This window comes from Variovorax sp. FG153 (assembly GCF_057809595.1).
The window spans coordinates 19,476-36,346 of sequence record NZ_JBMDKG010000020.1 but is presented as its reverse complement, the minus strand read 5'-3'; the positions used below and the strand labels follow the sequence as shown (position 1 = coordinate 36,346).

The window sequence follows — 16,871 nt, the reverse complement described above, 5'->3', positions numbered from 1 at the left end:
GGCCGAGGTCGCGAATTCGCCTGCTCCCGCGCCACATCCAGCTCAGGAGAGCCGCTTCACGCCCGGCAGCTCGCAGGCATAGATCGCGTTGCGCAGCGCCGCGATCGCCTCGTAGCGCGTGAAGGTGCGCCGCCATGCGAGCACCACGCGGCGCGTGGGCGGATCGCGGTCCTGCGCATCGCGCACCGGCAGGTAGCGCACCATCTGCTCCGATTCCTTGCGGCCCTTGCCCCTGGGCTTGAGCGCCTCGGCCGGCACCGACAGCCGCGGCACCAGCGTCACGCCCATGCCCGAGGCCACCATGTGCTTGATGGTCTCGAGCGACGAGCCCTCGAAGCTCTTGCGGATGCCCTCGGCATTGCTCGAGAAGCGCGCGAACTCGGGGCAGACCTCGAGCACGTGGTCGCGAAAGCAGTGGCCCGTGCCCAGCAGCAGCATGGTCTCGCTCTGCAGTTCTTCGGAGGTGATCGACTCGCGGTCGGCGAACTTGTGCTTGACCGGCAGCGCCGCCACGAAGGGCTCGTCGTACAGCGGCGCCATCGCGAGGCCGGTGTCGGGAAAGGGCTCGGCCATGATCGCGCAGTCGATCTCGCCGGCGCGCAGCATCTCGAGCAGCTTGACGGTGAAGTTCTCCTGCAGCACCAACGGCATCTGCGGCGTGCGCGAGATCACCTGGCGCACGAGGTCGGGCAGCAGGTAGGGCCCGATGGTGTAGATCACGCCGAGGTTCAGCGGCCCGGCCAGCGGGTCCTTGCCGCGCTTGGCGATCTCCTTGATGCTGGCCGCCTGGTCGAGCACGCTCTGGGCCTGCTGCACGATCTGCTCGCCGAGCGGCGTGACCGTGACTTCGCCGGCGCTGCGCTCGAAGAGCTTGACTTCGAGTTCGTCCTCGAGCTTCTTGATGGCCACCGAGAGCGTGGGCTGGGACACGTAGCAGGCTTCGGCCGCCTTGCCGAAATGGCGCTCCCTGGCCACGGCAACGATGTATTTGAGTTCGGTGAGGGTCATAGCTTGCGTCAATTATGCGCAAGGCACCGTGACCGCTCGCCGTCAGGGGTCGGGCGCCGCCAAAGCGGCGCGCGTCAGGCCTCCCCGGGCGTCCAGTCCGGGCTGTAGCCGCCGAGCGTGGGGTGGTACATCTCGTCGCCCGTGTGCTGCGTGAACTCGACGTTGAGCCGGTCCTCGCGCAGGCCCAGCAGCTCGATGCAGTGGGCGCACAGCGCCTTGGCGAGCGCCATGCGCAGCTCGGGCGGGCGGCCCTGGCGGATGTCCAGCATCATCAGCGAGACCGGCACCGGCGGGCCTTCCGGGTCGGGAATGCGCCAGAGCCCGCCCTCGCCGAGCTCGCGCACCGCGACGCTGATGCGGCGGATGTCCACCGACATCATCTCGGCGTAGGTGCGGCTCATGCGCTCGGCCAGGCGCTGCTTGAGCTCGCTCGGGTAGTGGTCGTTGACGTCCAGCTGGAGGTACGGCATGCGGGGCTCCTGGAAAGAACAAAAGAGGACTCAGCGCGCCAGACCATAGCGCGCCGCCGGGACGGCGTTGGCGAACTTCGGCGCCAGCGCGCGGCGATCGGCCTCCCACTGCGTCCACCGCTCGCCCTCGTGCAGGCCCGGGATGGTCACGCGCTCGCCCGCGTCGAGGCCCGCCAGCGCGGCGTCCACCAGGTCCGCGGCCGACATGGTGCTGGCCGATTCCTTCTGCGGCGCATAGCCCGCGACGTCCCAGAACTCGGTGGCCGTGGCGCCCGGCATCACGGTCTGGATGCGCACGCCCTTGTCGCCCAGGTCGCGCTGCAGCGTGTGGCCGAAGCCGATCACATAGGACTTCGACGCGCTGTAGACCCCATTGAGCATCTCGACCGCGACGCCGACCACCGAGGCGATGTTGACGATCGTGCCGGCCTTGCGCCGCACGAACGCGGGCGCCACGGCGTAGCTCAGGCGCGTGAGCGCCGTGACGTTGAGCGCGATCATGTGCTCCATGGTGTCGGCATCGTCCGCGAGGATGGACGCGACCGAGCCGATGCCGGCGTTGTTGACCAGCATCGTGAGGGACTCGTCGGTGCGCAGCACTTCCTCGACGCGCGAGCGCGCCGCCGGGTCGGTCAGGTCGGCGACGAGGGTCGTGATTTGGCGGCCGGTGGCGGCGCGCAGTTCGTCCGCCAGCGCGCGCAGCCGCTCGCCGTTGCGGGCCACCAGGATCAGGTCGTGGCCGCGCCGGGCCAGGCGGTCGGCGTAGACGGCACCGATGCCGGTGGAAGCGCCCGTGATCAGCGCGGTGCCTGGGGAGGTCGTGGAAGAGGTCATGGAATTCACCTTGGAAGAGAGCGGGCCGGCGGGCTGCCGGCGCCTGGAAGTCATCGTAGAAATCGCACCGGATTTCCTCAATGTCATAGATGCAAGGTTTTAGGACACGGCCCGGCAGCACCGCGCGAAGCGCCGCAGAATGGCGCGCTTGCACGACATGCAAGTTTTCAGGTCACTCGAGGAGCGCGAAATGCACAGCGTCGGATTGCTCGTCTACCCCGGCTTCCAGTCCCTGGCCCTGGCGGTGGCCACGGCCTTCGAATACGCCAACCTGATGCACGGCGCGGCCGCCTACGACTTCGCGGTGGTGTCCGAACCCGGCGGCGCGGTGGCCTCGTCGCAGGGCTTCGCGGTGCAGACCGAGCCCTGGGGCGAGCGCGTGTTCGACACCCTGATCGTGGCGGGCGACAACGAATGCCGCCTGCCGCCGCGCAGCCTGATCGAGCGCGTCCGGGCCTCGGCCGCGCGCTCGCGCCGCATGGCCTCGATCTGCACCGGCGCCTTCGTGCTGGCCGAGGCCGGGCTGCTCGACGGCCGGAGGGCGACCACCCACTGGCTGCATGCGCGCGCCTTCAGGGAGCGCTTTCCGCGCGTGCGGATGGAGGAGGACCGGATCTTCGTCATCGACGGGCCGGTCTGGACCTCGGCCGGCATGAGCGCGGGCCTCGACCTCGCGCTCGCGGTGATCGAGAAGGACCTCGGCCGCAAGCTGGCGCTGACGATCGCGCGCAAGCTGGTCATCTACCAGCGCCGGGGCGGCGGCCAGTCGCAGTTCTCGACCCTGCTCGAGCTCGATGCCAAGTCCGACCGCGTGCAGACGGCCCTGGCCTATGCCAGGGAGAACCTCGCCGCCGACCTCTCGGTGGAGGTGCTGGCCAACGCGGCGCACCTGAGCCCGCGCCAGTTCAGCCGCGTGTTCCGCGAGGAGACCGGCCAGCCGCCGGCCAAGGCGATCGAGCGGCTGCGCGTGGAGGCCGCGCGCCTGATGATGGAAACCAGCCGCCACCCGATCGAGGTGATCGCGCGCGAGACCGGGTTCGGCGACCGCGAGCGCATGCGGCAGGCGTTCCTGCGCGCCTTCGGGCAACCGCCGCAGGCGATCCAGCGCATCTCGGCCAACGCCGAGCTGGTGTAGCCGGCGGCTTCAGCGCCGGTACGGCCGGATCACCTCGAGGTCCGACGCGATCACCGCGCGCACCTGCTCCGCGAAGGCGCTCACCAGCCGCGAATCCGGCGCATCGGGCGGCAGCAGCAGCGCGAGCCGCACCGGGATCGCGGGCACGAAGGCGCGCACCGCGAGTTCGAGGTTGCGCCGCTCCTCGAGCGCCGCCAGCGGATTGAGCACGCTGACGCCCAGGCCCGCGGCGACCAGCGCGCAGACCGAGGCACCGAGGTCCGACTCCAGCACCGTGCGCGTGCGGGCGCCGGCGGCCGCCAGCACGCGGTCGATGCGTTCGCGCGGCGCGCTGCCGAGCGGGAACGAGACGAAGGCCTCGCCCTCGAGGTCGACCGCCGCGACCTGCTTGCGCTTCGCGAGCCGGTGCCCGATCGGCAGCACGGCCACGCAGTCCATGGTCAGCAGGGTCTGGACCTGCATGCCCGGCACGTCGTCGCCGTAGAGGATGGCCAGGCCGAGCTCGCACAGGCCCGAGCTGACCCAGGTGTTGACGGTGGCGGCCGCGCCCGAGTGGATGGTGAGCAGGGTCTCGGGATGCTCGGCCTTGAACTGCGCGACGGCCTTGCTCAGCAGCCCGCCCGCGATCCGCGGCATGGCGGCCACCGCGAGCCGGTCGCCGCCGAAGGAGCGGATGTTCGAGGCCGCGCCCTCCAGGCCCTCGAGCCCGACGAAGGCCTTCTCCACGTCCTGGAAGAAGCGCTTGCCGTCGAGCGAGGGCAGGAGGCGCGTGCCGCGGCGCTCGAACAGCAGGAAGCCGACGATGCCCTCGAGCTGCGACACCAGCCGGCTGACCTGGGGCTGCGAGGTGTGGAGCCGGCGCGCGGCCTCGGTCATCGAGCCCGTCTGCATGACGATGCGGAAGGCCTCGATGTGCTTGAGCGTCATGCGGCGGGTCGTCATATCAAAATTGTATGACGCACCCTCTACAAGGAATTTTGCGTATCCGGGCGGCGCGCGAATACTCGCCGCCATGACTGGCACCGACGCGACCGCACCCTCCGATCCTCCCGGCGTGGACCTGCGCAGCGACACCGTGACGCGGCCCACGCCCGCGATGTACGAGCGCATGCGCAGCGCGCCGCTGGGCGACGACGGCCTCGACGGCGACCCGACCGCGCGCGAACTCGAGGCGCTGGTGGCGCGCACGCTCGACAAGGAGGCCGGCCTCTACGTGCCCACGGCCACCATGGGCAACCTGCTGGCCGTGCTCGCGCAGACCGAGCGCCAGGGCCAGGTGCTGCTCGAGGCCACGGCCCACATGTTCCTGACCGAGCGCGGCGGCGCCACGCTCGCGGGCCTGGCCTACCTCGGCATCGCGGGCACGGCCGGCGCGATGGACCTCGACGAACTCGAGCGCACGCTGCGCCGCCCCGGCGGCCTGCGCACCGAACTCGTCGGCATGGAGACCTCGCACGCGAACGCGGGCGGCGCCGTGCCGCCGCTCGAGCACATGCGCGCGGTGCTGGAGGCCGCGCGGGGCGCGGGCGCGCGCGTGCACCTCGACGGCGCGCGGCTGTTCAACGCGGCGGTCGCGCTCGAGGTGGCGCCCGCCGCCATCGCGCGCTTCGCCGACAGCGTGTCCGTCTGCCTCTCGAAGGGCCTGAGCGCGCCGGCCGGCGCGGTGCTGGTCGGCACCGCGGCGACGATCGAACGCGCGCGGCGGCTGCGCAAGATGCTCGGCGGCACGCAGCGCCAGGTCGGCGTGGTCGCGGCGGCCGGGCTCGAGGCCATCGAGACCATGGCCGACCGGCTCGCCGACGACCACCGCCAGGCGCGGCGGCTGGCCGAGGGCCTGGGCGGCCTCCGGCCCGGCGCGCTGCGCACCAACACGCCCGCCACCAACATCGTGCTCGCCGACCTGCCCGCGAGCGGCCCCGACAGCGCGGCCTGGACCCGCGCGCTGCGCGAACACGGCGTGCTGGTGCGCGCCTGGGGCAGCCACCGGCTGCGCCTCGTGACGCATCGCCACATCGACACCGCCGCCGTCGACGCCGCCATCGCCGGCTTCCGCCGCGCCGCCGACGCCCTGCTCGGCTGAGCCGCCCCCTTCCAGGAGATCCACCATGCCCACCCTGTCCCGCCGCGACTTCGTCGCCACCTCCCTCTCGGCCGCGGCCCTGTCGCTCGGCCGCCCCGCCTTCGCCAATGACTACCCGAGCCGCCCGATCCGCTTGGTCGTGCCCTATGCGCCCGGTGGCGGCTCCGACGTGGTCGGGCGCCTGGTGGCGCAGAAGCTGACCGAGTCCAGCGGCTGGAACGTCATCGTCGACAACAAGGCCGGCGCCTCCGCCATGATCGGCACCGATGCCGTGGCCAAGAGCGCGGCCGACGGCTACACGCTGCTGATCGCCGATGCCGCGCACGCCACCAACGCGGCGGTGCAGCCGCGGCTGCCCTTCGATTCGATCCGGGACTTCGCGCCGCTCACGCTGATCGGCTCCTCGCCGCAACTGCTGGTGGCACATCCGTCGTTCCCCGCCAACTCGCTCAAGGAGCTGCTGGCGCTGCCGCGCGAGCAGGTGCGCCAGTACGGCGTCGGCACGCCGGGCCAGGGCTCGGCGCCGCACCTGCTCTACGAGCTGCTCAAGCTCAAGACCGGGATGGAGCTGGTGCACGTGCCCTACAAGGGCGGCGCGCTCGCGCTGACCGATGCCATCGGCGGCCAGGTGCCGATGGTGATCAACTCGGTGCCGGCCTGCATGCCGCACATCGAGGCGAAGCGGCTCAAGGTGCTCGCCATCGCGAGCACGGCGCGCGATCCCAAGCTGCCGCAGGTGCAGACCTTCTCCGAGAGCGCGCCCGGCATCGTCGGCAGCGTCTGGTACGGCCTCATGGTGCCCGCGAAGACGCCCGCCGACGTGCAGCAGCGCCTGAACGCCGCGCTCGCCAAGGTGCTCGACCTGCCCGAGGTCAAGGCCCGGCTGGCCGATGCCTTCATCGACCCGATGCCGCGCGGCAGCCAGGCCTTCGCGAGGCACCTGAACGACGAGATCGCGCGCTGGCAGGCGGTGGTGAAGCAGACGGGGTTCACGCTCAACAGCTAGCAGCGTGCAACGTACTGTGCGGCTTGCGCCCCACGGATACACAGGCATACGCAGCGCGCGCGGCAGCGGCGGCGGGCATCGAAGAATCGCCGCATCGATTCTTCCACCGCCTCTTTCTCACCCGAAGGAACCGCCATGCGCATCCCCGCCGCACCGCTCGCCATCGCCGCCGCCATCGCCGCCTCGGTGGCTTTCGTCACCCTCGCCGCGCCGCCCGGCGGCGGCGACATCCCCTCCTCGCAGGCCGCGCCCGCGCCGGCCTTCACCCACATCGACACCTGGCTCAACTCGCCGCCGCTGGACATGGCCGCGCTGCGCGGCAAGGTGGTGCTGGTCGACTTCTGGACCTACACCTGCATCAACTGCCTGAACCACCTGCCCTACGTCAAGGACTGGGACGCGAAGTACAAGGACCAGGGGCTGGTCGTGGTCGGCGTGCACACGCCCGAGTTCGCCTACGAGAAGTCGACGCAGAACGTGAAGGACGCGATCCAGCGCCTGCAGATCCGCCACGCGGTGGCGCAGGACAACAGCTATGGCACCTGGAAGGCCTTCCGCAACCAGTACTGGCCGGCCGTCTACCTGATCGACAAGCAGGGCCGCATCGTCTATTCGCACTTCGGCGAGGGCAGCTACGGCACGACCGAAAAGAAGATCCAGGCGCTGCTGGCCGAACCCGCGCCGGCGTCCTGAGATGAAGAAGCTCTGGTTCGCCCTGCTGTTCCTCGCGGGCGGCTTCGCGCACGAAGTCCGCCAGCCGACGAACTGCCAATGCATCTCGACCCGCTCGGCGACGGGTCCTTCGAAACGAAAAGGCGCCTAGTCGCGCGCCTCGACCGCCGCGGCCAGCACGTAGCCCTCGCTGCGCACCGTCTTCAGGTAGCGCGGCTCGCGCGCATCGTCGCGCAGGCGCTGGCGCAGCCGGCTCACCAGCAGGTCGATCGAGCGCTCGAACAGCTCGGCCTCGCGGCCCTGGGTCAGGCTCAGCAGTTGGTCGCGGCTCAGCACCTTCTGCGGATGGTCGAGGAACACGCGCAGCAGCCGGTACTCGGCGCCGCTGAGCGCGACCATGGTGCCGCTCTCGTCGAGCAGGTGGCGCTCCACCGTATCGACCTGCCATTCGCCGAACACCAGCTTGCGCGCGGCCTCGGCCGAGCCCATGTTGGGCGGCAGCATGCGGGTGCGGCGCATCACCGAGCGGATGCGCGCGAGCAGCTCGCGCGCCGAGAAGGGCTTGGCCAGGTAGTCGTCGGCGCCCATCTCCAGGCCCAGGATGCGGTCGGCCTCCTCGCTGCGCGCGGTCAGCATCAGGATCGGCGTGGCCTTGTACTTGCCGGTGCGCAGGTCGCGGCACAGCGTCAGGCCGTCCTCGCCCGGCAGCATCAGGTCGAGGATGATCAGGTCGAAGGGCCCCGAGTCCTCGAGCGCCGCGCGCATGTGGCGCCCGGTCGGCACCGCCACCACGCGCAGGCCGTTCTTCACCAGGTAGGTGCTCAGCAGTTCGCGGATCTCCCGGTCGTCGTCGACGATGAGGATGTGGTCGGAGGGCCTGGTGTTCATGGCGCGGTCTCTGGGTTGTCGTGCAGCGCAATGTAGCCGCCGGCCGGCGCGCGCCAGCGGCTTTTGTATGTCCAAGTATCCGGCGCGGCGCGGCGCCACATGCCGTTGCATTCGGGGCTGGCTGCGCCCGGGGACGTGAAACGTACTGTGTGCGTTTTTCGCGCGGATACACAGGCATACGCAAGGCGCGCCGCGGGGATGGTCGCGGCCCAAGAATCCGTTCCGTTCGACGAACAGACCCTTCTTCATCCATCCAAGGAACCACCATGAGCCAGATCGACAAGGTCCTCTACACCGGCAAGACCCACACCACCTCCGGCGGCCGCGACGGCAGCGCGCGCAGCAGCGACGGCCGGCTCGACATCCAGCTGTCCTCGCCCGGCTCCGCCGGCCAGGGCACCAACCCCGAGCAGCTGTTCGCGGCCGGCTGGTCGGCCTGCTTCATCGGCGCGATGGGCCTGGCCGCCGCGAAGCAGAAGATCGCGCTGCCGGCCGACCTCAGCGTGAACGCCGAGGTCGACCTCGGCAGCGGCACGGGCGGCTACTTCCTGCAGGCCCGGCTCGAGGTGAGCATCCCGGGCCTGGACCGCGAGGTGGCCCAGGGCCTGGTCGACGCGGCGCACCAGACCTGCCCGTACTCGAAGGCCACGCGCGGCAACATCGACGTGACGCTGCGCCTGGTCTGAGCCGCGCCGGTGCCCTCCTCCGTCCGTCTATAAAGGCGTCCATGTCCACCCCCGCCAGCCCCGCCGCCAGCCAGGCCGCCCCCGTCCGCCGCGGGCTGCGCCGGCTGGTCCCGCGCTCGCTGTTCGCGCGCGTCACGCTGATCATCGTGGTCGGCCTCGCGATCGCGCAGGCCCTGACCTTCGGCGCGATCGACTACGAGCGCGGCCTCGCGATGCGCGAGCTGATGATGATCGGCATCGAGCGCGACATCGCGAGCTCGGTGGCACTGCTCGACCGCCTGCCGGCCGGCGAGCGCGCGGACTGGCTGGCGCGGCTGGAGCGGCGCAACTACCACTTCACGCTCGGCGGCGAGGCCGGCGGCGGCACACCGGCCTCGGCCTCGCTGCGCCAGTTCGGCGAGGCCATCATGGAAGCCATGCGCCCGTTCGAGATCGTGAAGATCGGCGAGGTCGGCAACCCCGCCGGCGGCCTGGAGATCCAGGTGCGGCTGCACGACGGCTCGGCGCTGATCGTGCATGCGCGCCGCGTCGACATGCCGATGTCGCCCTGGCTGATGTGGGGCATGGCGGTCCAGCTGCTGGTGCTCGCGTTGTGCGCCTGGGCCGCGGTGCGGCTGGTCACGCGGCCGCTGGCGCAGCTCGCGAGCGCGGCCGACGAGCTCGGGCCCGACCTCAAGGGCCGGCCGCTCGACGAGCACGGCCCGAGCGAGGTGGCCCATGCCGCGCGCGCCTTCAACGCGATGCAGCAGCGCATCTCGGGCTACATGTCGGAGCGCGTCGAGATCCTGGCCGCGATCTCGCACGACCTGCAGACGCCGATCACGCGCATGCGGCTGCGCACCGAGCTGATGGACGCCACGCCCGAGCGCGACAAGTTCCGCCAGGACCTCGATGCGATGAAGTCGCTGGTGCGCGAGGGCGTGACCTATGCGCGCACGCTGCACGGCGCGACCGAGCCGCCGCTGCGCGTGGATGCCGATGCGCTCGTGCAGAGCATGCTCGCTGACTACGAGGACGCGGGCCAGCCGGTGGGGCTCGAGGGCCGTGCCGGCACGCCGATCGTGACCCGGCCCAACGCACTGCGCCGCATCCTCGCCAACCTGATCGACAACGCGCTCAAGTTCGGCACCGAGGTCAGCGTGCGCGTGCAGCCCGAGGCCGCGGGCGGCCAGCTGCGCATCGCGGTGGTCGACAACGGCCCGGGCATCCCGGCCGACGAGCTCGACGCGGTGCTCAAGCCCTTCTACCGCGTCGAGAGCTCGCGCAACCGCGACACCGGCGGCACCGGCCTGGGCCTGGCGATCGCCCAGCAGCTCGCGACCGCGATGGGCGCGCAGCTGCGGCTGGCCAACCGGCCCGAGGGGGGGCTCGAGGCCAGCCTGCTGCTGGGCACGCGGCCCGCGCCGGGCGACTGAGCGCACACGAACCACCACGGCGACATCCGACGGCGGCCCCGCGACGCGAGGCCGCGGGGGATGCGCACGCCCCTTTTCCATCGATCCATCCACGACCCAACCAGGAGCGCCACCATGCTCGTTCTCATCGTTGCCTACCTCGGCGGGGTGCTCACCATCCTGAGCCCCTGCATCCTGCCGGTGCTGCCCTTCGTGTTCGCGCGCGCCGACCGCCCGTTCCGCTCGCACGGCCTGCCGATGCTCGCGGGCATGGCGCTGGCCTTCGCGGCCGTCGCCACCCTCGCGGCCGTGGGCGGCGGCTGGGTGGTGGCGCTCAACGAGTGGGGGCGCTACGCGGCGATCGCGCTGCTCGCGCTGTTCGGCCTCACGCTGCTGCTGCCCGCGCTGGCCGACCGGCTGAGCCGGCCGCTGGTGGCACTCGGTTTGCGGCTGGCCGACGCGCCCACCGGCGGCTCGGTGTTCTCGCCGCTGCTGCTGGGCGTGGGCACGGGCCTGCTGTGGGCGCCCTGCGCGGGGCCGATCCTGGGCCTGATCCTGACCGGCGCCGCGCTCAACGGCGCCAGCGCCGGCACCTCGCTGCTGCTCCTGGCCTACGCGGCCGGCGCCTGCACCTCGCTGGCGGGTGCGCTGCTGTTCGGCCACCGGATGTTCGCGCGCATGAAGGCCTCGCTGCGCACCGGCGAATGGCTGCGCCGCGCGGCCGGCGCCGCGGTGCTCGCGGGCGTGGGCGCGATCGCGCTCGGGCTGGACACCGGCCTGCTGAGCCGGCTCTCGGGCGGCGGCACCACGGCGCTCGAACAGGCGCTGCTCGACCGCCTCGGCCCGCCGAAGCCCGCCGTGCCGCAGTCCGCGCGCCAGGACCGCGGCGGCCTGATGCTGACCAGCGCCGAAGCCCCCGCGCCCGCCCCCGCCTTCACGCCGCGCCCCCTGCGCGACCAGGGCCCGTTCCCCGCGCTGGCCGGCGCCGCCGAATGGATCAACTCGCCGCCGCTCACGCCCGAGGCGCTGCGCGGCAAGGTGGTGCTGGTCGACTTCTGGACCTACTCCTGCATCAACTGCCTGCGCACCCTGCCCTACCTGCGCGCCTGGGCCGAGAAGTACAAGGACGCCGGCCTCGTGGTGGTGGGCGTGCACACGCCCGAGTTCGCGTTCGAGAAGCGCCCGGCCAACGTGCGCCGCGCGGTGAAGGACCTCGAGATCGGCTTCCCGGTCGCGGTCGACAGCGACTATGCGATCTGGCGCGCCTTCGGCAACCAGGCCTGGCCGGCCTTCTACTTCGTCGACGCGCAGGGGCGCATCCGCCACCAGCTGTCCGGCGAGGGCCAGTACGCGAAGTCGGAGCAGGTGATCCAGCAGCTGCTGGCCGAGGCCGGGCAAACGCGCGTGGCGGCCGCGGGGCTGGTCGCGCCACAGGGCCTGGGCACGCAGGCCGCGCCCGGCACCAAGCCCGTGCGCTCGGGCGAGACCTACATCGGCCAGGAACGCGCCGAGGGCTTCGCCTCGCCGGGCGGGCTGGTCGCGGGCCGCACCCACACCTACCAGGCGCCGGCCGCGCTGCGCCTCAACCAGTGGGCACTGGCGGGCGACTGGGCGGTCGATGCCGAGCGCGCGGTGCTCGCGCGCCCGGGCGGGCGCATCGCCTACCGCTTCCAGGCGCGCGACCTGCACCTGGTGCTCGGTCCCGCGGCCGACGGCAAGCCGGTGCGCTTCCGCGTGCGCATCGACGGCCAGCCGCCCCTGGCCGACCACGGCTTCGACACCGACGCGCAAGGGCAGGGCACGGTCGACGCGCAGCGGCTCTACCAGCTGGTGCGCCAGCAGCAGGGCGCGCGCGAGCGGCTGTTCGAGATCGAGTTCCTCGACCCCGGCGCGCAGGCCTATGTCTTCACTTTCGGCTGAAGCCGGGGCGATGCCTCAGAACGGGTAGTGCCGCGGCGTGGTCTGCACCGTGAGCCAGCGCAGCTCGGTGAAGGCCTCCACGCCGGCCTTGCCGCCGAAGCGGCCGTAGCCCGAGGCCTTCACGCCGCCGAAGGGCATCTGCGCCTCGTCGTGCACCGTGGGCCCGTTGACGTGGCAGATGCCGGCCTCGATGCGGCGCGCCACGTTCCAGGCGCGCGCGATGTCGCGGCCGAACACGGCCGACGAGAGGCCGAAGGCGTTGTCGTTGGCGGTGGCGATCGCTGCCTCGGTATCGGCCACGCGCACGATGGCCTTGAGCGGACCGAAGGTCTCCTCGCCGTAGACGCGCATCGCGGGCGTCACGCGGTCGAGCACGGTGGCCGGCATCAGCGTGTTTTCGGCGCGACCGCCGCAGACCAGCACCGCGCCCTGGGCCAGCGCGTCGTCGATCAGCGCGTTGCAGCGCTCCACGGTCGCCATGTCGACCACCGAGCCCAGCACCACCGGGCCCTCGCGCGGGTCGCCGAGCGGCAGGCTCTTCGCGCGCGCCGCGAACTTCGCAACGAACTCGTCGGCGATGCGCGCGTCGAGCACGATGCGCTCGGTCGACATGCAGATCTGGCCCGAGTTGGCGAAGGCGCCGAACACGGCGGCATCGACCGCGGCGTCGATGTCGGCATCGTCGAGCACCACGAAGGGCGCCTTGCCGCCGAGTTCGAGCACGGCGGGCTTGAGGTGGCGCGCGCAGGTCTGCGCGATCAGCCGGCCCACGCGCGTGGAACCCGTGAAGTTGACGCGCCGCACCGCCGGGTGCGCGACGATCGCGTCGACCACCTCGGCCGCGTCGGCCGGCGCGTTGGTCACGAAGTTCACCGTGCCCGGCGGCAGGCCGGCGTCGTGCAGCGCATCGACGATCAGCGCATGGGTCTGCGGGCACAGCTCCGAGCCCTTGAACACCACCGTGTTGCCGCAGGCCAGCGGCGTGGCGAGCGCGCGCACGCCGAGGATGACGGGCGCGTTCCACGGCGCGATGCCGAGCACCACGCCGGCCGCCTGGCGCACGCCCATCGCGAGGCTGCCGGGCACGTCGGAGGGAATCACCTCGCCGCCGATCTGGGTGGTGAGCGCGGCCGCCTCGGTCAGCAGCCCGGCCGCGAGGTGCACATTGAAACCGGCCCACAGCGCCGAGGCGCCGGTCTCGCGCGCCATCGCCTGCACGAAGTCGTCGTGGCGCGCCTCGATCGCCTGCGCGGCCTTCAGCAGCAGCGCGCGGCGCTCGCCGGGGCCGGTCTGCGACCAGGCGCCGAACGCTCGTTGCGCGGCCTCGACCGCGGCGACGGCATCGCGCGCGGTGGCGGCGGGGGCGCGCGTGGCGACGGCGCCATCGAGCGGGTTGCGGCGCTCGAAGACGGCGCCGCCTTCGGCCGGACGGCGTTCGCCGCCGATGCACATGAGGATGTCGGTCATGGGAAAGTCCTTGGCTGGAAGAAAGAAGGTTCAGGCGACGCCGAGGTAGGCCTGGCGCACCGCGTCGGAATCGAGCAGCGCGCGGGCCTCGCCCGCGGCCACGATGCGGCCGCGCTCGAGCACGTAGCCGCGATCGGCGGCCTGCAGCGCCTTGCGCACGTTCTGCTCGACCATCAGCACGGTCACGCCCTGGTCCGCGATGCGGCGCACGATGGCCAGCAGCTCGTCGACCATGCGCGGCGCGAGGCCCAGCGAGGGCTCGTCGAGCATCAGGAGGCGCGGCCCGCTCATCATGGCGCGCGCCACCGCCACCATCTGCTGCTCGCCACCGCTCATGGTGCCGGCCAGCTGCTTCGCACGCTCGCGCAGCCGCGGGAAGTCGTCGAAGGCGCGCGCCAGCCGCTCGGCGCGCAGCGCGGCCGGCACCAGCCAGCCGCCGAGCTCGAGGTTCTCGGTCACCGTCATCTGCGCGAACAGCTGGCGGCCCTCGGCCACCAGCGCCATGCCGCGGCGCACGCAGGCGGTGGCGTCGCCCGAGAGCAGCGCCACGCCGTCGAGCAGCGCCTCGCCGCGGCGCGGCAGCAGGCCGGCCAGCGCCTTCAGCAGCGTGGTCTTGCCGGCGCCGTTGGGGCCCAGCACCACGGTCACGCCGGGCACGGCCTCGAGGTCGAGCCCCTGCACCACCTCGAAGCCGTGGTAGCCGGCGCGCAGGCCGCGCACGGCGAGGCGGCTGCCTTCGTTCGATGCAACGCTCATGCCGTGGCCTCCATCTCGTCGCCCAGGTAGGCCTCGATCACCTCCGCGTTGCGCACCACCTCGGTGGGCGTGCCGTCGGCGATCTTGCGGCCCTGGTGCAGCACCAGCACGCGCTCGACGTACTTGAGCAGGGTGGTCACCGCATGCTCGATCCACACCACGGTGAGCCCGTGCGCGTCGCGCAGCCGGCGGATGCGCCGCGCCATGGCCTCGACCTCGGCCTCGGTGAGCCCGGCCGCGACCTCGTCGAGCAGCAGCACGCGCGGCCGCGTGCCGAGCGCCATGCCGATCTCGAGCAGCCGCTGCTGCGAGGGCGTGACCTCGGCCGCGAAACGCCCGCCGAGCGCGCCCAGGCCCAGCATGTCGAGGATCTCCCCCACGCTCGCGAGGCCCGGCAGCGGCGCGCGGTGCCGGCCCGCGAACTGCATGCCGAAACGCACGTTGTCTTCGAGGCTCATGCCGGCCATCACGCGCGGCGTCTGGAAGGTGCGCGCGATGCCGTGCGCGGCGAAGCGGTGCGGGCCGCGGCGCGTGAGGTCGATGCCTCCCTCCACCAGCAGTTGCCCGCCGGTGGGCATCACCACGCCCGAGATGGCGTTGAAGAAGGTGGTCTTGCCCGCGCCGTTGGGACCGATGATGCCGACCAGTTCGCCGGCATGCAGCGCGACGCTGACCGCGTCGACGGCGGTGAGGCCGCCGAAGCGCACGCTGACCTCGCGCGCCTCGAGCAGCAGGGGTCGCGCGGCCTCAGACATGGCGCGCTCCCTTCGCCTTGCGCCGCCACAGCGACGCCAGCCCCTCGGGCAGGTACATCACGCACAGGATCAGCAGCAGCCCGAGCACCATCATGTAGCCGTAGGGCAGCTGCAGCCGCAGGGTCTCGGACAGCACGCTGAACACCACGGCGGCGAGCACCGGCCCGCCGATGCTGGCGGCGCCGCCGATCATCGCGATCAGCACGGTCTGGAAGCCGATGAAGGGGCTGAAGACGGCGGCCGGCTCGATGTAGGTCCAGCGTACCGCCATCGCCGCGCCGACCGCGCCCGCGAAGGCCGCGGTGAGCGCGAAGCCCGCGATCTTCACGCGCCGCGTGTCCACGCCCAGGGTCTGGGCGCGCTGCTCGTCGGCGCCGATGCCCGCGAGCGCGAGGCCGAAGCGGCTGCGCTTCACGGCCATCGCGGTGGCGATCGCCAGCACGGCGATCGCGAGCACCGTGAGGTAGACCGTCTCGTTGGACGGCACCTCGGTCAGCACCCGGCCCACGGTGCCCGAGACCTGCTTCTCGACGAAGGTCAGCGCATGCCGGATCAGCTCGGTCATGCCGAAGGTCAGCACCGCGAAATAGGTGCCGCGCAGGTGCAGCACGGCCGCGCCCATCAGCAGCGCGACCGCGCTCGCGATGGCGGCGCCGCCGAGGATCACCAGCGGCCAGGGCAGCAGGTCGAGCAGCACGGCGCTGGCATAGGCGCCGAGGCCGAAGAAGGCCGAGGTGGCGAGCGACAGGTAGCGCGTGGCGCCGCAGAACAGCGACCAGCTCGTGGCCAGCGCGATGTACATCAGGCAGCCCAGCGCCACCGAGCTCAGGAACTCGCTGGCGACCCAGGGCACGCAGGCGGCGAGCGCGGCGGCGGCGCCGAGCAGCAGCCACGGCCGCGCGGAAGAAGAGGACAGGGAACTCATCGCGAGAACAATCCGTTGGGCCGCCAGATCAGCACGCCGATGAACACGGCGTACGACAGCAGCATCTTGAGCGAGGGGCTGGTGAAGTACATGCCCAGCGCCTCGACCACGCCGAGCAGCAGGCCGCCGACCAGGCTGCCGGCGATGCTGCCGAAGCCGCCGAGCGTGATGACGATCAGCGCGGTCACTGTGTAGGGCTCGCCCATCGAGGGCGAGATCTCGTAGGTCATCGACAGCAGCGCGCCGGCCACGCCCGAGAGGCCCAGGCCGATGCCGAACATCAGCGGATGCAGCCGCCGGGTGTTGATGCCGACCAGTTGCGCGCCGGTGGGCGACTGCATCAGCGCGCGCACCGCCTTGCCCAGCAGGGTGCGCTTGAGCAGCGCCACCAGCACCAGGCTCAGCGCGAGCGCCACGCCGAACAGCACCAGCTTGTTGGCCGTGAAGCGCATCGCGCCGAGCTGCACCGGCTCGGCCAGATAGTCGTAGCCGCGCAGGTCGCCGCCCCACACCAGCAGCGCGGTGTTCTGCACCAGGAACATCAGGCCGAAGCCGACCATCAGGCTGCGCGCCTCGAACACCTCGACGTTGGGCGCGCGTGCCGCCACCTGCCGAAAGCACAGCCAGTGCACCGCCATGCCCAGCGCCATCAGCAGCGCGAAGGCCACCGGCACGAACAGCAGCGGCGAGATGCCCAGCGCGGTGTGGGCCCACCAGGTCAGGAAGGCGCCGAGCATCAGGAACTCGCCGTGCGAGATGTTCATGATGCGCATCAGCCCGTACTGCAGGTTCAGGCCGATGGCCACCAGCGCGTAGATGCCGCCCGAGATCAATCCGCCGGCCAGCAGCTCGGCCCATCCTCCGAAGGACATGCG

The 16,871-nt window shown here is 72.0% G+C and carries 18 protein-coding genes; 8 read left to right on the top strand and 10 right to left on the bottom strand.

Annotated elements, in window-relative coordinates; genetic code table 11:
• Positions 1-42: 42 nt before the first annotated feature.
• From ACODT0_RS21440 to ACODT0_RS21430, 3 genes are all read right to left on the bottom strand, one after another.
• Positions 43-1,008, bottom strand: coding sequence for a LysR substrate-binding domain-containing protein (locus tag ACODT0_RS21440; RefSeq protein WP_057593137.1), 966 nt, complete (start codon positions 1,006-1,008; stop codon positions 43-45).
• Positions 1,009-1,082: 74 nt separating this feature from the next.
• Positions 1,083-1,478, bottom strand: coding sequence for a tautomerase family protein (locus tag ACODT0_RS21435; protein WP_489042226.1), 396 nt, complete (start codon positions 1,476-1,478; stop codon positions 1,083-1,085).
• Between the two features lie 30 nt (positions 1,479-1,508).
• Positions 1,509-2,312, bottom strand: a complete 804-nt coding sequence (locus ACODT0_RS21430; protein ID WP_489042225.1) for an SDR family NAD(P)-dependent oxidoreductase — start codon at positions 2,310-2,312, stop codon at positions 1,509-1,511.
• Between the two features lie 190 nt (positions 2,313-2,502).
• On the opposite strand from ACODT0_RS21430, the gene ACODT0_RS21425 reads away from it, so the two are divergent.
• Positions 2,503-3,447 (top strand): GlxA family transcriptional regulator, encoded by a 945-nt coding sequence (locus ACODT0_RS21425; protein ID WP_489042224.1) that lies wholly within the window; start codon positions 2,503-2,505, stop codon positions 3,445-3,447.
• A 9-nt stretch (positions 3,448-3,456) separates the two neighbouring features.
• Here the strand turns inward: ACODT0_RS21425 and ACODT0_RS21420 are convergent, their stop codons facing one another.
• Entirely contained in the window at positions 3,457-4,389 is a 933-nt protein-coding gene (locus ACODT0_RS21420; RefSeq protein WP_489042223.1) for a LysR substrate-binding domain-containing protein, read from the bottom strand.
• A gap of 70 nt (positions 4,390-4,459) precedes the next feature.
• Between ACODT0_RS21420 and ACODT0_RS21415 the strand changes: the two genes are divergently transcribed.
• The 4 genes from ACODT0_RS21415 (at position 4,460) to ACODT0_RS21400 (ending at position 7,356) form a co-directional block, all read left to right on the top strand.
• On the top strand, positions 4,460-5,527 hold the full coding sequence (locus ACODT0_RS21415; RefSeq protein WP_489042222.1) for a GntG family PLP-dependent aldolase: 1,068 nt from the start codon (positions 4,460-4,462) through the stop codon (positions 5,525-5,527).
• 25 nt (positions 5,528-5,552) lie between these two features.
• Positions 5,553-6,533, top strand: a complete 981-nt coding sequence (locus ACODT0_RS21410) for a tripartite tricarboxylate transporter substrate binding protein (RefSeq protein WP_489042221.1) — start codon at positions 5,553-5,555, stop codon at positions 6,531-6,533.
• 135 nt (positions 6,534-6,668) lie between these two features.
• Complete coding sequence (locus ACODT0_RS21405; protein ID WP_489042220.1) at positions 6,669-7,226, top strand: thioredoxin family protein; 558 nt, start codon at positions 6,669-6,671, stop codon at positions 7,224-7,226.
• Position 7,227: 1 nt separating this feature from the next.
• Positions 7,228-7,356 (top strand): hypothetical protein, encoded by a 129-nt coding sequence (locus ACODT0_RS21400; protein ID WP_261212911.1) that lies wholly within the window; start codon positions 7,228-7,230, stop codon positions 7,354-7,356.
• Here the strand turns inward: ACODT0_RS21400 and ACODT0_RS21395 are convergent.
• Positions 7,353-8,093, bottom strand: coding sequence for a response regulator (locus tag ACODT0_RS21395; protein ID WP_057597879.1), 741 nt, complete (start codon positions 8,091-8,093; stop codon positions 7,353-7,355). The genes ACODT0_RS21400 and ACODT0_RS21395 overlap by 4 nt on opposite strands.
• A 266-nt stretch (positions 8,094-8,359) precedes the next feature.
• Here ACODT0_RS21395 and ACODT0_RS21390 point away from each other — a divergent pair, with 266 nt between their 5' ends.
• The 3 genes from ACODT0_RS21390 (at position 8,360) to ACODT0_RS21380 (ending at position 12,093) form a co-directional block, all read left to right on the top strand.
• Positions 8,360-8,779: an organic hydroperoxide resistance protein gene (locus ACODT0_RS21390; RefSeq protein WP_413762066.1), complete on the top strand. Its 420-nt coding sequence runs from the start codon at positions 8,360-8,362 to the stop codon at positions 8,777-8,779.
• Between the two features lie 41 nt (positions 8,780-8,820).
• Positions 8,821-10,194 carry an ATP-binding protein gene (locus ACODT0_RS21385; RefSeq protein WP_489042219.1) on the top strand — a complete coding sequence of 458 codons (1,374 nt, stop codon included), beginning with the start codon at positions 8,821-8,823 and terminating at the stop codon, positions 10,192-10,194.
• Positions 10,195-10,308: 114 nt separating this feature from the next.
• Positions 10,309-12,093 carry a cytochrome c biogenesis protein DipZ gene (locus ACODT0_RS21380; protein ID WP_489042218.1) on the top strand — a complete coding sequence of 595 codons (1,785 nt, stop codon included), beginning with the start codon at positions 10,309-10,311 and terminating at the stop codon, positions 12,091-12,093.
• 15 nt (positions 12,094-12,108) lie between these two features.
• Here ACODT0_RS21380 and ACODT0_RS21375 read toward each other — a convergent pair whose 3' ends face one another.
• The 5 genes from ACODT0_RS21375 to ACODT0_RS21355 are packed head-to-tail and all read right to left on the bottom strand — an operon-like array spanning position 12,109 to position 16,868.
• A complete protein-coding gene (locus tag ACODT0_RS21375) occupies positions 12,109-13,560 on the bottom strand; it encodes an aldehyde dehydrogenase (RefSeq protein WP_489042217.1) in 1,452 nt (483 codons plus the stop codon).
• A gap of 30 nt (positions 13,561-13,590) precedes the next feature.
• Positions 13,591-14,316, bottom strand: a complete 726-nt coding sequence (locus tag ACODT0_RS21370) for an ABC transporter ATP-binding protein (protein WP_489042216.1) — start codon at positions 14,314-14,316, stop codon at positions 13,591-13,593.
• Complete coding sequence (locus ACODT0_RS21365) at positions 14,313-15,071, bottom strand: ABC transporter ATP-binding protein (RefSeq protein WP_489042215.1); 759 nt, start codon at positions 15,069-15,071, stop codon at positions 14,313-14,315. The genes ACODT0_RS21370 and ACODT0_RS21365 overlap by 4 nt, the downstream gene beginning before the upstream one ends.
• Positions 15,064-15,996, bottom strand: coding sequence for a branched-chain amino acid ABC transporter permease (locus ACODT0_RS21360; RefSeq protein WP_398501664.1), 933 nt, complete (start codon positions 15,994-15,996; stop codon positions 15,064-15,066). The genes ACODT0_RS21365 and ACODT0_RS21360 overlap by 8 nt, the downstream gene beginning before the upstream one ends.
• Positions 15,993-16,868, bottom strand: a complete 876-nt coding sequence (locus tag ACODT0_RS21355) for a branched-chain amino acid ABC transporter permease (RefSeq protein ID WP_261212896.1) — start codon at positions 16,866-16,868, stop codon at positions 15,993-15,995. The genes ACODT0_RS21360 and ACODT0_RS21355 overlap by 4 nt, the downstream gene beginning before the upstream one ends.
• Positions 16,869-16,871 lie beyond the last annotated feature (3 nt).

Bases quoted from the DNA above. Each gene is read 5' to 3' on its own strand.
- ACODT0_RS21395 (WP_057597879.1), bottom strand. From the start codon at position 8,093: ATGAACACCAGGCCCTCCGACCACATCCTCATCGTCGACGACGACCGG.
- ACODT0_RS21365 (WP_489042215.1), bottom strand. From the start codon at position 15,071: ATGTCTGAGGCCGCGCGACCCCTGCTGCTCGAGGCGCGCGAGGTCAGC.
- ACODT0_RS21380 (WP_489042218.1), top strand. From the start codon at position 10,309: ATGCTCGTTCTCATCGTTGCCTACCTCGGCGGGGTGCTCACCATCCTG.
- ACODT0_RS21405 (WP_489042220.1), top strand. From the start codon at position 6,669: ATGCGCATCCCCGCCGCACCGCTCGCCATCGCCGCCGCCATCGCCGCC.
- ACODT0_RS21375 (WP_489042217.1), bottom strand. From the start codon at position 13,560: ATGACCGACATCCTCATGTGCATCGGCGGCGAACGCCGTCCGGCCGAA.
- ACODT0_RS21360 (WP_398501664.1), bottom strand. From the start codon at position 15,996: ATGAGTTCCCTGTCCTCTTCTTCCGCGCGGCCGTGGCTGCTGCTCGGC.
- ACODT0_RS21400 (WP_261212911.1), top strand. From the start codon at position 7,228: ATGAAGAAGCTCTGGTTCGCCCTGCTGTTCCTCGCGGGCGGCTTCGCG.
- ACODT0_RS21390 (WP_413762066.1), top strand. From the start codon at position 8,360: ATGAGCCAGATCGACAAGGTCCTCTACACCGGCAAGACCCACACCACC.
- ACODT0_RS21430 (WP_489042225.1), bottom strand. From the start codon at position 2,312: ATGACCTCTTCCACGACCTCCCCAGGCACCGCGCTGATCACGGGCGCT.
- ACODT0_RS21435 (WP_489042226.1), bottom strand. From the start codon at position 1,478: ATGCCGTACCTCCAGCTGGACGTCAACGACCACTACCCGAGCGAGCTC.
- ACODT0_RS21355 (WP_261212896.1), bottom strand. From the start codon at position 16,868: ATGTCCTTCGGAGGATGGGCCGAGCTGCTGGCCGGCGGATTGATCTCG.
- ACODT0_RS21410 (WP_489042221.1), top strand. From the start codon at position 5,553: ATGCCCACCCTGTCCCGCCGCGACTTCGTCGCCACCTCCCTCTCGGCC.
- ACODT0_RS21385 (WP_489042219.1), top strand. From the start codon at position 8,821: ATGTCCACCCCCGCCAGCCCCGCCGCCAGCCAGGCCGCCCCCGTCCGC.
- ACODT0_RS21415 (WP_489042222.1), top strand. From the start codon at position 4,460: ATGACTGGCACCGACGCGACCGCACCCTCCGATCCTCCCGGCGTGGAC.
- ACODT0_RS21440 (WP_057593137.1), bottom strand. From the start codon at position 1,008: ATGACCCTCACCGAACTCAAATACATCGTTGCCGTGGCCAGGGAGCGC.
- ACODT0_RS21420 (WP_489042223.1), bottom strand. From the start codon at position 4,389: ATGACGACCCGCCGCATGACGCTCAAGCACATCGAGGCCTTCCGCATC.
- ACODT0_RS21425 (WP_489042224.1), top strand. From the start codon at position 2,503: ATGCACAGCGTCGGATTGCTCGTCTACCCCGGCTTCCAGTCCCTGGCC.
- ACODT0_RS21370 (WP_489042216.1), bottom strand. From the start codon at position 14,316: ATGAGCGTTGCATCGAACGAAGGCAGCCGCCTCGCCGTGCGCGGCCTG.